The organism is Methanosarcina barkeri str. Wiesmoor (assembly GCF_000969985.1).
GTDB lineage: Archaea > Halobacteriota > Methanosarcinia > Methanosarcinales > Methanosarcinaceae > Methanosarcina > Methanosarcina barkeri_B.
This window is the reverse complement of sequence record NZ_CP009526.1, coordinates 1516357-1532491: the sequence shown is the minus strand read 5'-3', so window position 1 is coordinate 1532491 and position 16135 is coordinate 1516357. Positions and strand designations below refer to the sequence as shown.

Here is a 16135-nt window from a genome sequence, read left to right as displayed (position 1 = left end):
GAAAAGATTTATAGACAAGCCTTTTTTCAAAAGGGTTGCACTACAGCCGTTGATCTGCAACCTTTGTGCCGGTTGATCACGCCGACTAAGATGTTTTACTGGGTTTTCGGTCAAGCCTTTTTTTAAAAGGGTTGCAGGCAAACCGTTTTTTTAAAAGGGTTGCAGGCAAACAGTTTTTTAAAAAGGGTTGTGATCACGCCGACTAAGGTGTTTTACTGGAGTTTTCGGTCAAGCCTTTTCTAAAAGAGCTTGCATGCAAGCAGTTTTTTGAAAAGGCTTTCGGGACTCGGACGGAGACTAATGTCTTACTCTAAATATTTCCTGTCCAAAATGTAAAAAACCATTTCAGGACTAAGTTTGCTCTCGTGCGCTACTTTCTCCGCAATTTTTTCATTGGGAATGCCTTCAGCTTTCATGCTTCTGATTTTTGAAATTACGGATTGGGGAACAGTATAATACTCATTAATGTCTTTCCTGTGTCCCCATACATCCCCTTCTATAAGCTGAACCTTTTGCATTTCCAGAAACATCTCTATAGCTCTTGAAACTGTCCTTATGTAGGACTTTGGAAGCTGAATTATCTCCAGTTTCGGACAGGTCTCAACAAGCAGAAAAATATCTTTATTTGACGGCCTGAATGCAAAGTGGACGATTTTTTCAGTTGGATTCAGTGCCAGAATTTCATTTCTTGAACTGATAACTCTTATTCTCATATAGATCCCCCGACCCAAAACGTAACTAAATAATCAATGAAATAAGTTACACTACTTTATTTAAATAATTTTCTTGTACACTCGTTGATTTTGTCCCGTTAATTTGAGAATACTTAAAAAGAAGTATGCGTAGAAAACAGAAAAGTACAGATTAGATGGAAGTTCCAATTCGGAATTCCATCTTAAAGAAGGGTTCAAACTTTGAAAGTTTTAGAAACATCAGACCCTTTTTAAAGGTTTTAGTTTTGACTTAGTTTATTTTAACTTATTTTATATTATTTTAACTCATTTTAGTTTATTTTAACTCATTTTAGCTTATTTTATATTATTTTTATTTTATGTCTATCAATTTCTGTTTGGAGATCTGTCCATGTACCCTTTTTCGAAGAGATATCCATTTATTCCTGTCCACCACCCTGCACAGGATAAGACTTGAAAAAGTCATATCCTGAAATATATCCAGAAGATGGAGAAAGAATTAACAGATTAATCCACAATTTTTTTGCTCAGGATATATAGGATCATATCCGAATTCAATTTACTTTCCCTGGAAAGCTTTTCAGCAATGACCTCATTAGTAAAGCGGTCGGCTTTTAATTCCTGAATTTTCTCCAGAACATTCTGAGAGACATTATAGTATTCGTTTATGTCTTTCCTGTGTCCCCATACATCGCCTTCCAGAAGATTTATCTTCTGCATCTCAAGAAACATTTCAATCGACTTGGAAACCGTCCTTCTGTAAGATTTAGGAAGCTGTATAGCTTCAATTTTCGGACATGTTTCTGCAAGCATGAATACATCTTTGTTAGACGGTCTGAAAGCAAGATGGATAACCCTTTCATTAGGGTTCAGGGTAGGAATTTCCTCCCGTGAACTAACTACTCTTATCTTCATACTATCCCCACTCCTTATTTAATAATTAGATTTTCATTTATTTAAAAATCAAATTTCGTTTACGCATTTACATTTTAAATACATATCGATTAGCCAATATATTATTTAGAGGGTTTATACCCAAAACGAGTTCTAATAGCATCAGCATGTGCCTGTAGACCCTCTTCCTCGGCTAATGCGATTACAGTTTCTTTTAGACTTTCAAGCCCACTCTTACTGATTCTCTGAATACTTGAGTATTTAATAAAATGGTTTATATTCAGACCAGAATAAACTCTGGCATATCCAGATGTGGGGAGCACGTGATTTGTACCTGAGGCATAATCCCCAACAGGGACAGGAGAATAGTTTCCTATAAAAATCGATCCTGCGTTTTTAATCCTGTCAAGTACAAAATCCGGGTCCGCTACCATTATCTCAAGGTGTTCGGGAGCAAATTTATTGCTAAAGCCAATACATTGTTCCAGGGAATCTGCAATAAGAATTGCGGCATTTTCAAGAGAAGATTTTATAATACTGCTTCTTGCAGCCTGTTCCGCCTGAACCAGAACCTCTCTTTTTACAGCTTCTGCCAGCGTATCCGAACCTGTGACGAGTATCGAAACCGAATTTGGATCGTGTTCGGATTGTGCAAGAATATCCGAGGCGACCATAACGGCATCTGCGGACTCATCTGCAATAATGAGTACTTCGCTTGGGCCGGCCGGAAAATCAATTTCTGCAACATCCCTGATCTGCATTTTGGCAGCTGTGACAAAAACATTTCCAGGCCCTACGATTTTATCCACCTTAGGAACTGTTTCAGTCCCATAAGCCATTGACCCTATAGCCTGCACACCTCCAAGCTTGAACACTTTGTCCGCCCCTGCAACCTTTGCAGCGGCAAGTGTAAGCGGGTGTACGGAGCCATCCGGCCTTGGAGGCGTACACACTATAACCTGCTCTACACCTGCAACCCTGGCAGGGATTACAGTCATGAGCACGGTTGAAGGATAGGATGCCCGCCCTCCTGGAGCATACGCACCTACACTTTCCAGAGGTGTTGCCTTTTGACCCAGCACGATCCCTGGTTTGAGTTCCATAAACCAGGTAGCTTTCGGAAGCTGAGCTTCATGGAAAGCCCGTATGTTTGCAGCTGCGGATTTAAGGTGATCCAGAAGTTCTGGACTTATGCCGGAAAGAGCCTGTTGAAATTCCTCCTCACTTACCCCAAAGTTTGCAAGTTCAACTTTATCGAACTTAGCCGTATATTCCCTGAGCGCGGAATCTCCTTTGGTACGCACATCCGAAAGCACGGTTGAAACGGTTTTTGCTACGTCCTCAAGCCCGGAACCCCGGGAGAGCAATTTCTGCATTTCAGCTTCCGAAACATCAGACAACTTTTTGAATAACATCATGACCATCTCTAAAAGAACCTGATAAAATCTGATACAGGTTGAAATCTGAAATTTGTATAAACTGACTACTCAAATCCAATATAAACTGACTACTCAAATCCAATATAAACTGACTACTCAAATCCAATATAAACTGACTACTCAAATCCAATATAAACTGACTACTCAAATCCAATATAAACTGACTACTCAGATCCAATATAAATCGACTCTACTACAAATTAGTAATCGGTAATCTGAGAACCGAATAAGAGGATAATTGATTAACTTGATACTCCGATTCAATTAAATCCCTGCTCTCATTTAATATTTTATCCCTTACTGAGCCCATTAATAGAGATAAACCGTAAAGAATACCTGATTTGTAAAATTAAAAGAAATGAGGCAGGTAAAATCAATAATCACTAATTGTTTTTTGCCCAGAATACGGACTTTTCTCAGGAGGTTCAGAAGCAATAATTCCAGAAGATGTCCCTCTACCCCTGATCTGCTTAAAAATCCGGTCTGCAATTTTCGGCCCAAGAAGAGCAGCAACTTTTTCAGGATCAACTTCTGCAAGCTCTGCAGAGGATTTGAAGCCTGCCTCATAGAGTTTCCTTGCTCTCACGCGCCCTATACCTCTGATATTGAGCAGATCTATAAGTTCAGGGGCTGCTCCGTAATGTATCCTCTTTTCAAGTTCTGCGGCTTCTCTTGCACCTTTGAGGTCAAGGAGCCCGGCAAGTTGAGAGGTGACGTGCATTATCCATTCCGCAATATCCGCAATTGAATGAATGTCACCTTCCCCAGTGCCGAACTTTAAGCAAATCTCGTTTTCAGATTTTTCATGGATCCAGTCAAGCAGAAGGAGGGAAGTCTTGACTTCCCCAAGGAACCATTCATATTCCGTAGTATCGAAGGGACTGGGCACCTTTACAAATTCACTCGCATGAGCCATTACATAATCGTTGATATCCTGATAATCATGGCTCCGCATGTAAAGCAGGCGCATGTCAGGTGTGCTGCACACCAGATGCAGCAGGGTAAGCTCACTCAGGCTCTTTGCCCCTTTCAGGCCCTTTGCAATCCTGGCAGCTGACAGGGGGTCGATATAGAGCCTTGAGACAAGTTTGCCGAAGCTTGTAGGGATGAGGGCATCGTCTTTCTCAAGCATCCCTTCCTGACGCAAAAAGTTAAGGCATTCGTTCACAACCGTAGAAAGCCCGAAGTTCGAGTACTGGAAAGCAAAAAATGTTGCCTCCAGAAAATCCATGAGTTCATCATATGTCCGCGCAAAACCGTTAGAGATCGTAGAGAGCACATGGGTCCTGAGAGCATTTTCGGTTCCGAGCTTGGACCAGATATCTTCGGCGTTGGCTTCGATATAGTTTTCAAAAAGGAAAACAAACTCCTTATATGATTTTGCAACAAGCACGGCTTCTCCGTACGGGTCAAGCCTCGGCCTGCCTGCCCTGCCTGCCATCTGTTTGTACTCGAGTACAGGAATAGGCTGCATTCCGTCTTCAGAAGAATAGCGCCGATAATTTCGGATAATCACACGCCGCGCAGGCAGGTTAAGCCCGGCTGCGAGAGTAGGAGTGCTGGAAATCAACTTTATCCTCCCAGCCCTGAAACCGTCCTCCACAAGTTCTCTTAAAGGCGTGGTGAGGCCTGCATGATGAAAAGCTGTTCCTGAACGAATACAGACTGCAAGGTTCGTTGAAGTATCGGTTTCACTGTTTTCAAGGATCTCGTCTGCAATTCCTGCAAGTGCATTCCTATCTTCTGCTGACAGAGTCTTTTTAACAGTTGAAGCTGCCTTTTTTGCAAAAGCCATGCAGTTTTTTCTGCTGCTTTCAAAAACCAGACACTGCCCATCTTTTTTGAGGGTATCCAGCGCAAGGTTCACGGCTTCGTCTTTTGTGGACTGCTCAACAGTTTTTTCCCTATCTTTGCAATAGAAAGTCCCATTAAAGAATACCCCTTCAAGAAGCTCAGTAGGCCTCCATTCACTTACTACAAGCTCGGCTTCCAGCCAGACTGCTAGTTCGTCGGCATTCCCGACAGTTGCAGATAATGCAAGGATCTGACAGGAAGGATTCATTTTCCGAAGCTTTGCAAGGGTAACCTCAAGCGTAGGGCCCCTATCCGGTGAGTCTATGAGATGAACCTCGTCTGCCACAACAACTGAAATTTCCTGCATCCAGACGGTCTCGTTTCTGAGAAGGGAATCGGTTTTCTCGGAGGTTGCAACAATAATGTCGTTTACTCCGAGTCCCTCGTCCCGCAGGTCATAGTCCCCTGTAGAGATCCCAACCCTTATTCCAAGTTCCGAAAACTCCCTAAACCGCCTGAATTTCTCGGAAGCAAGAGCTCTGAGAGGCACGATATAGAGCGCCTTTCCTCCTGCAAGGATGGATTTCAACATTGCAAGCTCGGCAAGGAGAGTCTTCCCTGAAGCTGTAGGGATTGCAGCAAGCAGGTTTCTTCCTTCAAGCAGACCTTTTTCCACGGCTTCGGCCTGAGGAGGATAAAGTTCCATAATTCCGGAATTGAGATAAAACTGCTTTACTTCATCGGGCAGATCGAGACTTTCTATCTTCATTGAAAATCAGAAACTCACACATTAGATAAAAAACTATTTTGGAATTGAATGCCAGTATCGAAAAAGTTGGTATCTGCAGAAACCTCTTCAAAAGTCTCTGCAAAAACTCTGATTCTCTATTAAGGGAACCTCAACTTTTTGTATTTTTCCAACTTTTATGATTTATCGGACATAACTTATTCAACATCACTTATTAAAGTAACTAATTCTGAATTTAATCACCTGCTGAGTTAATCACCTGCTGAGTAATAGTAATTTCCACTCTCTTTTTGTTCCCGATCAAGCCTTGAGCCCAGATTATTCACACGTGGACGCCTTGTTTCCTCGTCCCTGCGGAAGGTTATGCCCAGGTTTTTCAGGAATCTATTCATACCATCTTCCATGCTGAATGGGCCATGCGCTTCACCGTATACCGAAGGTTTGCCTTCAAAAACCACGAGTCTCTGGCTCAGCATATCTATCATGTAGATATCGTGGTCTACTACAAGGGCTGTCTTGTTGTTGTTTTCGGCAAAGCGGTTGAGGACTTTTGTGACCATGGAACGCTGTTCTACGTCCAGGTGAGCGCTGGGTTCGTCCAGGATATAGAGGTCGGCTTCCTGAGAAAGGCAGGCCGCAATCGCAACTCTTTGCAGTTCTCCACCACTAAGGTCTGTAAGCATGTTGTCATATATCTTATCAAGCTGGAGTGGGTTTGCAATCTCTACCTCATAGTAGCTGGTTCCAAAATGCTTTGAGATCCCGCGCAGGAAGTCCTGCACGCGAACAGGAATATCGGCTTTAATATACTGAGGCTTGTAAGATATTTTGACATCTATGCCCGGATCGCCCTCATCAGGTTTGATTTCCCCTGCAAGCACTTTTACGAAGGTTGACTTTCCTATCCCGTTAGGGCCCACTACTCCGAGCACCTCGCCTTCTCGAAGACTGCCGCCTGCGGCTTTCAGGGAGAAGCCGTCTCCAAATTTCTTTGAAAAACCATTAAAGGTAACCATAGACCTTAAGTGGTGGTCTTCTCTTGGAGGATGGACTTCAAACTTAATGGCTTCAGGCCGGATCCTTATATTTTCTTCAGGGAGATAGCCTTTGAGGTACTGGTTGATTCCCACCCTTACACTCTTCGGAAGAGTAACCACACCGAAACCTGCAGGCTCTCCGTAGGCAATGTGAATGACGTCTGCGAGCATGTCCAGGAGTGCAAGGTCATGCTCTACTACGAGTACAGTCCTGTCCTTTGAGATTTCCTGGATCAGGCGGGCGACGTTAATCCTCTGGTAGATGTCAAGGTAGGGGCTAATTTCGTCAAAGAAGTAGAACTGAGCATCCTTTGCAGCACATGCTGCTATTGCCACACGCTGCAGCTCTCCACCACTTAATTCCGAGATTTTCCTGTCAACTATGCTGTTTAAATCAAGATAGTCGATAAGCTCATCAAGGACTCCTCTTTCATCGGTATTTTCGAGCAGTTCGGAGGTTTTTCCTTTGAAAGCTTTAGGGATGAGGTCTACGTATTGGGGTTTCTGGGAAACCTTAACTTTCCCATCCACGACATCTTTGAAGTAGTCATAAAGTGCAGTTCCAGCATAGTGTTCAAGCACAGTATCCCAATCGCCTTTTTCCTGTCCGAAATTAGGGATCAAAGTTCCTGAAAGGATCTGGACGGACGTACTTTTTCCTATCCCATTAGGGCCAAGAATCCCTGTTACTTTTCCCACCCTGGGTACAGGCAGTCCGAAGAGGGCAAAACCATTTACTCCGTACCTGTGAGTAGGCTCTGTCAGAGTTTCAGGAAGCCCTATGATCATAATGGCTTTAAAAGGGCATTTGTGGACGCAAATTCCGCAACCCACACATAATTCTTCGGAAATTACGGGCTTTCCGTCTTCTTCAAAAACAATCGTTTCATCCCCTGTTCGAACCCTCGGACAGTATTTCTCGCACTCCTTACTACACTGTCTGGGCTGACACTTATCTTTATTAAGTATAGCAATTCTCATAATAGTCCCCGAAAATTACGTTTTTCTTTAAGTTGTCAAATAATATTAAATGAAGCGCTTGATATAATTTTCAAGCGTAACTAGAGCTTAGCAATGTAAATGTTTGCTATAGCAAAGAAGTAACCAGAGCTTAACAATGTAAATATTTGCTATAGCAAAGCATGATTCTCACAGCAGAGCAGTATGATAATGTAATGTCTAGTATGTTGAAAGCATATTTTACATATAAAGCATTATTTGAGAAAATATTGCACGTATAAAACAATTACTTGAGAAGATATTACACATATAAATAGCGATTACTTGAAAGGATACAAAAAGAAGCATAAATGCATTAGAAAGCAAGCTGTTGATTTAAACTCAACATTTCTCTCATTTTGTCTCCTTTTTGCTCTAACCACCATAAATCTATCTCAAACACTCAAAAACCACCTGAGTTCTCAGCTTTCTTTCCATGATCACATCAAAGTTGCGTCTCTTTGCTTCCTGAAAAGCATACTTTGAGACCCTGGAACCTGAAGTACGGCTGACTTTCAGATAGCAATGGAAACATCGTCAGTGAGCTTAATCTCTTCACCTATGTAAAATCTCTCGGTACCCTCATAGACACATACAAAATCAATATCATCTATAATAACCACTGCTTTCTTAGCCATATAAATTTCACCGGCCTCTTAAAAACACGTTTGCATATTAAGCCCTGGATGTATTCTGAATATAACACATAAATATTATATATCTAAAATATCAACCCAGGTCCTTATGAATGCAAAAATATCACGAAAGTTGTTCAAGAAAGCACTTATAGGTATTCCATTAGCACTGATAATTATTATAGTTCTCAGCGCTACTACCAATTCATTCCTATGCCACCAGGAGAGTAAAGACCTGGAGAACGCATATGGGCATCGAGTTCAAGTTGACGGAAAGAACATGTGTATAGATGTAGCGGGTAGCGGGGATCAGGTAGTTGTGCTCTTAAGCGGCTGGGGTTCCCCTTCCCCTGTCCTTGATCTGCGACCACTTGCTGCAAACTTAGATGATAAGTACACTGTGATAACAGCAGAATACTTTGGATATGGGCTTAGCGATGACACCAACAGTGACCGAAGTGTGGAGAACATTACATACGAACTGCACAGAGCCCTTAAGGAAATGGGTTATAATAATTACACTCTGATGGCACACTCCATATCAGGATTGTACGGATTATACTATGCTAATATGTATCCTAATGAAGTAAAATCCTTTGTCGGAATAGACACCAGTGTAGCGAATGAAGACGACCTGGAAGCATCCATGCAGGAAAGTCTAAGTTATGGAAATACGCTTCGTACATTGAATAAGCTTGGAATAATCAGACTTCTCTCAGTAATTGATCCTTCAAGTATAATACCTGAGGCATCTGGGTATCAGCGTTCAGAGGAAGAACAGGAACTTCTGCGAAAGATGTACCTGAACAGATTGCTATCTCAGAACGCTATGAACGAAATGGAAATGTTGGAAGAAAATTGCAACAAGCTCTCAGGTATGAAATTCCCAGATAATGTCCCTGTCCTCTTTTTTATATCCTCAGAAAATGTGGAAACAACATCAGGTTGGAAAGAGAAACACGTAGAGCAGTTCGGCAACAATGGGAAAAACAAACTGATAGTGCTCAATGGATCACACTACCTGTACAACGAGTATGCCCCAGAGATATGTAACACATTTAAAGAATGGGATTCTGCAGAACAGATTGATCAGAGTTAAGGGCAGTTAATGAACTAGTGTATCGATTCCAAGGTATTTGCATATTTTTACATCATAATTCCACCTGGAATCTTATCTTTTTCTTCAACTTTATACTTCCACATAAATATTACAGATTTTTCGTTAAGTAAATTTATATATTGATCAATCCTGCTTTTCAATTCCTCTAATGATTCCACTCTAATTGCCCTTAAAAAGTTTCTAGTCATTTTACCGAAGAAACTTTCAATAATATTTAACTATGATGCATGTTTTAGTGTGAATACGAACTTTAACTTTACTTTTTTCAAAGTACTTAGGTATTTATTAGTTTCATCTGATGTGTATATTATGTAGTTATCACGAATTACTACCATTTTTTATCCTGCCCACTTTCCTCAGATGTTCTCTCAATTTTCATAATTTTTTCTGCTATCGTTTTTTCTAAAAACTGCCTTGGTTGCTCAAACATGTGTTTTTGAAGCTCCTACAATTTTCGACCTTTTGCCTTCATTGAAAATTTCCAGCACAGATTTACGACGCTTCAGTTGAGACAATAACTGCATATTTTCGAATACTTCTCCAAAAACGATAACAAGAAAAATGTTATTTTTTGAAGATATCTGCGGAAAACAGATCACTAATCCCTTTGAGCATTTTACAAATCTTTAGCATTCAAGTTTCCATAAGGTGCAAGGTTTTCTTAAGGTAACTGAGAAAAGGTTTTTAATGAAATGAGAATAATAATCTGCATAAAAAAGTTTAGTGCGAGAGGTGCGATTCGAACGCACGAATTCCTACGAAACCAGGCTCTGAACCTGGCGCCTTTGACCTGGCTGGGCAACTCTCGCACGATGTAGCTTATGTTGCAGGAGCAATAGTAGTGCTCTTTGTTCTTATACTTTTTCCTTGAAAGCCCGTTCGGAGGACGAAATCCGCCTGAACTCCTATAATTATTTCCTTTTAGAAAACAAGGTTTAAGCAAGTTTTAACTCCGACTTAAAACCACATAAACCGAAAATCCTGGAGTATTTATAATGTATATAAAGTAGATTGAAATTGATGAAATATTCATTTCATCAATTTCAGGATAAGAGCTTTTTGCGCATGTAGGCGGTTTTCAGCCTCTTCAAAAATTACGGAATTCGGGCCGTCCATAACTTCATCCGTAATCTCAAGACCTCTACGGGCTGGCAGGCAGTGCATAACTATTACGTCCGGTTTTGCAACTCCAAGGAGTTCGGTATTGACCTGGAACGTGGCAAATTCCTTCAGGCGTTTCTCCTGCTCGGCTTCATCACCCATGGAGACCCAGACATCCGTATAAATGATATCCGCATCTTTTACAGCAACCTTCGGGTCATCCGTGACTGTAAACTTGCCTCCGAGGGATTTTGCCTTTTCAAGAAACTCGGGTTTAGGTTCGTATCCTTTCGGGCAGGCAACTGCGAATTCCATCCCCACAATCGCCGAGCCTAGCAGGGCTGAATTACAGACGTTGTTTCCGTCTCCTACCCAGGCGAACTTCAGGTCTTCGAATTTGTCCTTGTACTCCATTATGGTCATGAAGTCACCAAGGATCTGACAGGGGTGCTCCCGGTCCGAAAGCGCATTAATCACGGGTATGGTTGAGTATTTGGCCAATTTCTCTACGGTCTCGTGGCTCATAACTCTGGCCATGATTCCGTGAAGGTAACCTGAGAGAGTTCTGGCAGTGTCCTCAATAGTTTCGCCTCTACCTATCTGAATATCTCTGGAATTCAGGTAAAGGGAATGTCCACCGAAATCGGTCATTGCAACCTCAAAGGAAACCCTGGTTCTTGTGGAAGCTTTCTCAAAAATCATCCCCAGGCTTTTGTTTTTCAGGTACTCTGTAGGTTCTCCAGCTTTGCGTTTTTCTTTCAGGTCCATGGCCGATTCGAGGAGTTCATAAATCTCTTCTTTGGACAGGTCAGTTATCGAAAGTACATCCTTCTTCATCACTTCAACCCCGACTTACTCTAGCTGAATTTGCTTCATTCAAGCTGAATTTACTTCATTCAAGCTGAATTTACTTCATTCAAGCTGAGTTTCTCTTTTTTAACCGAACTTACTTCATTCTGGTTGAATTTTAGTTTATACTACTGCATAGTACTTATTTGCACGCCGTACTTTTGCAGGACATTTCAGGCAGTTAGCCTTATTTTCAGCAATTAGCCTTATTTTCAGCAATTAGCCTTATTTTCAGCAATTAGCCTTATTTTCAGCAATTAGCCTTATTTTCAGCAGTTAGTCTTATTTGTGGCAGTTAGCCTTATTTTCAGCAGTTAGCCTCTAAGTTCTTTCATATGGTCAATTCTCTTCTGGATAAGAGCGGCAGTCCCAATGTCTTTCCGGAAAAATAGCTTGCCATGGAGATTTTCAAGGGCATTCTGGGCAATTTTTTCGGCTGCAGCTATAGTTTCAGCAATTCCAATAACTGCAATTGCGCGGGAGCTGGTTGTGTAAACTTTTCCTTCTTTTTCGTAGACACTGGCATAATAAATGGACGCATCCCCTATGTCTTCTACAGTTACCTCGCTGTCTTTTTCAGGATTTTCAGGATAGCCAGCAGGAACTGCATATTTACAGACAGTTGCCTTCTTGCTAAAGCTTACAGGCAAATTTCCAAGGGTTCCTTTAACCACTGCAGACATGATATCCACAAAGTCTGTTTCAAGAAGAGATATCACGTTCATGGCTTCAGGATCACCGAATCGAGCATTGAATTCTACGACCTTGGGCCCGCTGGCTGTAAGAATGAACTGCCCATAGAGAATACCCTGATAACCGATCCCGGTTTCCTCAGAAAGAGCCTTTACGGTATCCTGCATAATCTTCTTTGCCTTCTCAAGGTCTTCAGGGAGCATAAAAGGCAGGATTTCTCCGGCATCAGTATATGAACCCATACCACCAGTATTGGGTCCGAGATCTCCTTCATAGGCTCTCTTGTGGTCCTGCACGGCAGGGAAGAAAACAAGGCTTTTTCCATCCACAAAGGCCTGAAGTGTAAATTCCTCTCCTATAAAGCGTTCCTCGATAACTACAGACCCTTTTTCAAGCAGCTCACTTGTGTAAGCTTTGGCGGCCTTGAGGTCAGGGAGCTGGTCTCCCATAACTTTTACGCCTTTACCTCCTGTAAGACCTGAAGGCTTGACTGCCACATCGCCCAGTTTTTCTATAAAATCGTGCGCAGGTTTTTCCTCTGTGAAAACTTCATATTCAGGGCAGCCTTCGATTCCATATTTTTTCATGAAATTTCTTGCCCAGGCTTTGTCAAACTCTATAATTGCACAGGATTTTTTAGGCCCTACAACCGGAATTCCGGCTTCCCATAGGGCATCTGCAACTCCTGCTGCAAGAGGGGCTTCAGGCCCTACAAAAGCCATTTCGATGTTTCTGGCTTTTGCGTATTCAACAACTTTTTCAACTTCGGTTTCCTTCTCAAGGAGAAAATCCTCACAAAGGGCAGCAATTCCGGGATTTTTTTTCGCCATTAACGCATAAAGAGAGGGATTATGCTTGCTTTTCTTGATTCCTTCGGCGATTGCGTGTTCCCTTCCGCCTCCGCCGATAAGCAAAATTTTCATTTTTATTCTCCTGGTTTTAAAAAAATACCTATTATGTTCAAGTATAAGTATGGTTTCAATATGTACTGATAATAAGGTGAAATATATGAGATGAGAAAAGGTAATGAATTTTCAGTTCTCAAAACCTTTCAATTCTACTTTATGCAGCTGTCTCTTTTATTGACAGTTTGTTGATAATTTATTGACAGTTTATTGATAATTTATTGACAGTTTATTGATAATTTATTACCAAATAATTTTAATTAGGAATATACTGAAGGACTTCCTAGTTCTCTATTTCTTCTAATAAATATCTTCTCATTGTCAGGTTTTAAACTTAGCTAAAAATCTTTCTTTTTAAGGCATGTTTTAATTTTTGCTCCATATTTTTCAGTGTTATCAGTATTTGCAGTATTTGCAGTATTTGCAGTATTTGCAGTGACCTAAAATCTTTTCTCTGACCAGGTATTCCAGGTTTTCTTAGAGGGATGAAGAACTCATACTTTTCCCTGAGACGAAAACCTAATTCTTATAAAGTAAAAAATGATTACCCTTGTTCAGGAGATAAAAACTGCGAGTCAAGATCATATAAAATCTTCCAAAAAGAATGTCCTGAAGTAGCAGCGAGTTTTAACGATCATATCGAAACCCAGAAAGCGTTGAAAGGCCTTGATGCTAAAACCGGAGCAGTTGATCAACATAGCATCCAGACTGCGAATCGAAACCTACGGGGCGTACAGATGCATGCAATGAGGGCAAAGAACGAGGGTGCAACCCATGAAGAAATTGTTGCTGCAGTGGTATTGAACCTTCATCACTCCGGTTTTGCTAACGTTCTTGAATGCCTTCCTGCAGCAATTGATGGATTTGAAGGCAAAATCTAAAAAGCTTCAGTACCGGAGGTGCCTCACACTTTATTTATTTTAAGAGATCGCTTGCACTCACAAGAGGAACAAGTTCCGTACCTGCCTCTTTTAAGTTTTCAATTGCTCCTTCTTCCCTGTCCACAACACTGATTACATATGTGACATTTGCTCCGGTTTCTCTGACAACCTCAATTGCGTTTCTGACCGATCCTCCACTTGTCGTGACATCTTCGAGCATTACAATCCTGTCTTCCGGTTTAAAGTCGCCTACAAACCTGCTTCTTGTACCATAGTCCTTTACAGATTTCCGGACTATAAGCAGGGGGAGTTCGGTTTCCATGGAAACCGCGGTTGCCAATGGCACACCTCCAAGTTCCACTCCTGCTATTATGTTCACGTCCATCTGTTTTATCCTGAATGCTGCCTGCCGTGCGATAAGTTTCAGGGTTTTAGGGTCAGTACTGGCTTTTTTGATGTCTATATAATATTTGCTCTTCTTTCCCGAGGCAAGTGTGAAATTTCCGTAGCGTACGGCTCCGCAAGCCTTGAGGGCTGCGATAAGTTCCTGTTTCTGATTCTCAATGTTATTTCCTGTTTCTAAATTTGTTTTGCTCATTCTCTCACCGTATTTGCAGCCTTATTAGCGCTATAAGTGCTTTATTAAAGTTCTTCCTGTACTGATTCTTATGAATTTCCGGTGTAATTTCACCAGGGTTCTTTTTTTACACCTATAAGGTATCCGATTATATTTGTTGTAAGATGGAGAAGAGGCGTTATTATAATAACGGTAAGCATGATTCCATGAGTGAAATTGCTCACAAACCACTCAGGGGCTACAAGGTATGTAAATACCCAGGCTCCCACCACAAAGTCAAGCTGGTCTACCAGAGGAAGGGATGCTCCTCTTTTCAGGCCCATCCTGCGCTTGAAAAAGCTCTTGAACATATCACCGAACAGAGCGCCGGAGGCGAGGGCGAGCACAACTATTAAAGCGCTTTTGTAATCAGGACCAAAGACAGGCATATTAATCCCCATAATTTCAAATCCTCTGGAACTCAGCCAGATCTCAATACATCCTGCAATAAACCCGCAAAATATACCTGAAAAGAGCCCTCTATAAGTCTTTCCGTCTCCAAGGATCCGTCTTCCGTCCTTATACGTCCTCCCCCCATCAATCGGTTTCCCACCACCGAAAACAGCTGCAAATGGGTTGGAAAGGTATGCTGGAAGCATCAACCAGAATGCTTTAATTATCAGCTCAATCGTTGTATCAACTCTTTATGTCAACTTTATCTTATTCATAAAACGAACTTAACTTTCTGGATATTACTGGACTCTTTACTCTCATTCATAATTTGTCCGTAGAACATACCAATAACCTGTGCTTGCTGCTTTACTTTTTTATATTCAACGACCAAAATTTCTTTATCAATCTGAATTGAAATGTTACCACGAAAAGCAAGGAAAACATAGAATAAAGGAAATAGGAACACAATTCTTCCACGCTTTCCGTGCTTTCTGTGGTTATAAAGTGAGTGCAAATACTTAATGTCAAGGTATAATTAAGTGCGGTTAAACATTGACTTGGTTAAACATTGACTTATTACTGCAGTTAAACATTGATTTATTAAATGCGGTTAAACATTGACTTGAAAATGAAATTAAATAATTGAATTCTATATTGAGCTTGAATAAGATCCCAATGTGCATATTTAATGGGCTTATGTAATTATTGACCCTATTTAATTGTACTTATTTTATTAAGTTTAAGTCTTAAATTACAGATAGGGATTGTGCTTCGTTTTTCCCTTCCAGTTTTAATTTTTACCTGGGATTTATTGTTTTTGATAATTTCCATATTTATAATATATGCTTAAACAACGCGTTTTTTGTAGAGAATAAGGGTCACGAAAAAGCGATACAAATTGGGTAAGAAAGATAAATAGCAACAAAATTCTAGGGTAGAAAGGGGTTCAAGACGAGAAAAGAAAGTATTTAACAATACTTCTTGTACAGTTTAGATAAAAATTGGTGTTGATCGGGGTGAATATAGATAAAAATTGGTGTTGATCGGGGTGAATAGTCCCCGGATCTTTTTACACGCTGTCTAGAAAAGAAAAACTTCTAAAGAAATTATTTTTTCCTCTTTTCCTTTGCAAGCTTCTTCTTGGCATCCTTGCTACCTGCAGAAGCCTGTTTTTCCAGCTCCTCAAGCTTTTGTCTTTTAGCGCTTTTCTTCTTCTCCAGATCTTTTTTAGACATTGCCATAATGTTTACCTTCATAAGTTTTAGTGAAGTTGCGATATCCGTACAGGCACTATTTATGTAAGATGCCTCAATAAATGTCGCATAATCTACCTTTTTCA

At 41.0% G+C, this 16135-nt stretch carries 13 protein-coding genes, 1 tRNA gene and 1 pseudogene; 2 read left to right on the top strand and 13 right to left on the bottom strand.

What is annotated here, in order from left to right:
* Positions 1 to 305: 305 nt before the first annotated feature.
* From MSBRW_RS06580 to MSBRW_RS23810, 6 genes are all read right to left on the bottom strand, one after another.
* Positions 306 to 713 (bottom strand): DUF1699 family protein, encoded by a 408-nt coding sequence (locus tag MSBRW_RS06580; protein WP_011308415.1) that lies wholly within the window; start codon positions 711 to 713, stop codon positions 306 to 308.
* A gap of 486 nt (positions 714 to 1199) precedes the next feature.
* Positions 1200 to 1607 (bottom strand): DUF1699 family protein, encoded by a 408-nt coding sequence (locus tag MSBRW_RS06575; RefSeq protein WP_011308416.1) that lies wholly within the window; start codon positions 1605 to 1607, stop codon positions 1200 to 1202.
* A gap of 101 nt (positions 1608 to 1708) precedes the next feature.
* Positions 1709 to 3010 carry a histidinol dehydrogenase gene (gene hisD, locus MSBRW_RS06570; RefSeq protein WP_011308417.1) on the bottom strand — a complete coding sequence of 434 codons (1302 nt, stop codon included), beginning with the start codon at positions 3008 to 3010 and terminating at the stop codon, positions 1709 to 1711.
* A 388-nt stretch (positions 3011 to 3398) separates the two neighbouring features.
* A complete protein-coding gene (locus MSBRW_RS06565; protein ID WP_011308418.1) occupies positions 3399 to 5588 on the bottom strand; it encodes an ATP-dependent DNA helicase in 2190 nt (729 codons plus the stop codon).
* A 230-nt stretch (positions 5589 to 5818) separates the two neighbouring features.
* Entirely contained in the window at positions 5819 to 7585 is a 1767-nt protein-coding gene (locus tag MSBRW_RS06560) for a ribosome biogenesis/translation initiation ATPase RLI (protein ID WP_011308419.1), read from the bottom strand.
* 533 nt (positions 7586 to 8118) lie between these two features.
* Positions 8119 to 8241 carry a hypothetical protein gene (locus MSBRW_RS23810; RefSeq protein ID WP_268990291.1) on the bottom strand — a complete coding sequence of 41 codons (123 nt, stop codon included), beginning with the start codon at positions 8239 to 8241 and terminating at the stop codon, positions 8119 to 8121.
* Positions 8242 to 8347: 106 nt separating this feature from the next.
* Between MSBRW_RS23810 and MSBRW_RS06555 the strand changes: the two genes are divergently transcribed.
* Positions 8348 to 9337, top strand: coding sequence for an alpha/beta fold hydrolase (locus MSBRW_RS06555; RefSeq protein WP_011308420.1), 990 nt, complete (start codon positions 8348 to 8350; stop codon positions 9335 to 9337).
* A 47-nt stretch (positions 9338 to 9384) separates the two neighbouring features.
* Here the strand turns inward: MSBRW_RS06555 and MSBRW_RS23270 are convergent.
* The 4 genes and pseudogenes from MSBRW_RS23270 to purD all read right to left on the bottom strand — a co-directional run.
* A pseudogene (locus MSBRW_RS23270) lies at positions 9385 to 9678 on the bottom strand (IS3 family transposase); the annotation flags it as partial.
* Positions 9679 to 10082: 404 nt separating this feature from the next.
* Positions 10083 to 10167, bottom strand: a tRNA-Leu gene (locus MSBRW_RS06550).
* Positions 10168 to 10387: 220 nt separating this feature from the next.
* A complete protein-coding gene (gene argF / locus MSBRW_RS06545; RefSeq protein WP_011308421.1) occupies positions 10388 to 11296 on the bottom strand; it encodes an ornithine carbamoyltransferase in 909 nt (302 codons plus the stop codon).
* Positions 11297 to 11622: 326 nt separating this feature from the next.
* Complete coding sequence (gene purD / locus MSBRW_RS06540; RefSeq protein ID WP_011308422.1) at positions 11623 to 12924, bottom strand: phosphoribosylamine--glycine ligase; 1302 nt, start codon at positions 12922 to 12924, stop codon at positions 11623 to 11625.
* 467 nt (positions 12925 to 13391) lie between these two features.
* Between purD and MSBRW_RS06535 the strand changes: the two genes are divergently transcribed.
* Positions 13392 to 13787: a carboxymuconolactone decarboxylase family protein gene (locus tag MSBRW_RS06535; protein ID WP_011308423.1), complete on the top strand. Its 396-nt coding sequence runs from the start codon at positions 13392 to 13394 to the stop codon at positions 13785 to 13787.
* A 34-nt stretch (positions 13788 to 13821) separates the two neighbouring features.
* Here MSBRW_RS06535 and pyrE read toward each other — a convergent pair whose 3' ends face one another.
* The 3 genes from pyrE to MSBRW_RS23805 all read right to left on the bottom strand — a co-directional run bounded on the left by pyrE (position 13822) and on the right by MSBRW_RS23805 (position 16037).
* Positions 13822 to 14385, bottom strand: coding sequence for an orotate phosphoribosyltransferase (gene pyrE / locus MSBRW_RS06530; RefSeq protein ID WP_011308424.1), 564 nt, complete (start codon positions 14383 to 14385; stop codon positions 13822 to 13824).
* A gap of 89 nt (positions 14386 to 14474) precedes the next feature.
* Positions 14475 to 15002 carry a CDP-2,3-bis-(O-geranylgeranyl)-sn-glycerol synthase gene (locus tag MSBRW_RS06525; protein ID WP_011308425.1) on the bottom strand — a complete coding sequence of 176 codons (528 nt, stop codon included), beginning with the start codon at positions 15000 to 15002 and terminating at the stop codon, positions 14475 to 14477.
* Positions 15003 to 15902: 900 nt separating this feature from the next.
* Positions 15903 to 16037, bottom strand: a complete 135-nt coding sequence (locus MSBRW_RS23805) for a hypothetical protein (RefSeq protein ID WP_268990290.1) — start codon at positions 16035 to 16037, stop codon at positions 15903 to 15905.
* Between the last annotated feature and the right edge of the window lie 98 nt (positions 16038 to 16135).

Excerpts from the sequence above, each read along its gene's own strand:
- MSBRW_RS06580 (WP_011308415.1), bottom strand. The coding sequence starts at position 713 with ATGAGAATAAGAGTTATCAGTTCAAGAAATGAAATTCTGGCACTGAAT.
- MSBRW_RS06575 (WP_011308416.1), bottom strand. The coding sequence starts at position 1,607 with ATGAAGATAAGAGTAGTTAGTTCACGGGAGGAAATTCCTACCCTGAAC.
- hisD (WP_011308417.1), bottom strand. The coding sequence starts at position 3,010 with ATGGTCATGATGTTATTCAAAAAGTTGTCTGATGTTTCGGAAGCTGAA.
- MSBRW_RS06565 (WP_011308418.1), bottom strand. The coding sequence starts at position 5,588 with ATGAAGATAGAAAGTCTCGATCTGCCCGATGAAGTAAAGCAGTTTTAT.
- MSBRW_RS06560 (WP_011308419.1), bottom strand. The coding sequence starts at position 7,585 with ATGAGAATTGCTATACTTAATAAAGATAAGTGTCAGCCCAGACAGTGT.
- MSBRW_RS23810 (WP_268990291.1), bottom strand. The coding sequence starts at position 8,241 with ATGGCTAAGAAAGCAGTGGTTATTATAGATGATATTGATTTTGTATGT.
- MSBRW_RS06555 (WP_011308420.1), top strand. The coding sequence starts at position 8,348 with ATGAATGCAAAAATATCACGAAAGTTGTTCAAGAAAGCACTTATAGGT.
- argF (WP_011308421.1), bottom strand. The coding sequence starts at position 11,296 with ATGAAGAAGGATGTACTTTCGATAACTGACCTGTCCAAAGAAGAGATT.
- purD (WP_011308422.1), bottom strand. The coding sequence starts at position 12,924 with ATGAAAATTTTGCTTATCGGCGGAGGCGGAAGGGAACACGCAATCGCC.
- MSBRW_RS06535 (WP_011308423.1), top strand. The coding sequence starts at position 13,392 with ATGAAGAACTCATACTTTTCCCTGAGACGAAAACCTAATTCTTATAAA.
- pyrE (WP_011308424.1), bottom strand. The coding sequence starts at position 14,385 with ATGAGCAAAACAAATTTAGAAACAGGAAATAACATTGAGAATCAGAAA.
- MSBRW_RS06525 (WP_011308425.1), bottom strand. The coding sequence starts at position 15,002 with ATGCTTCCAGCATACCTTTCCAACCCATTTGCAGCTGTTTTCGGTGGT.
- MSBRW_RS23805 (WP_268990290.1), bottom strand. The coding sequence starts at position 16,037 with ATGGCAATGTCTAAAAAAGATCTGGAGAAGAAGAAAAGCGCTAAAAGA.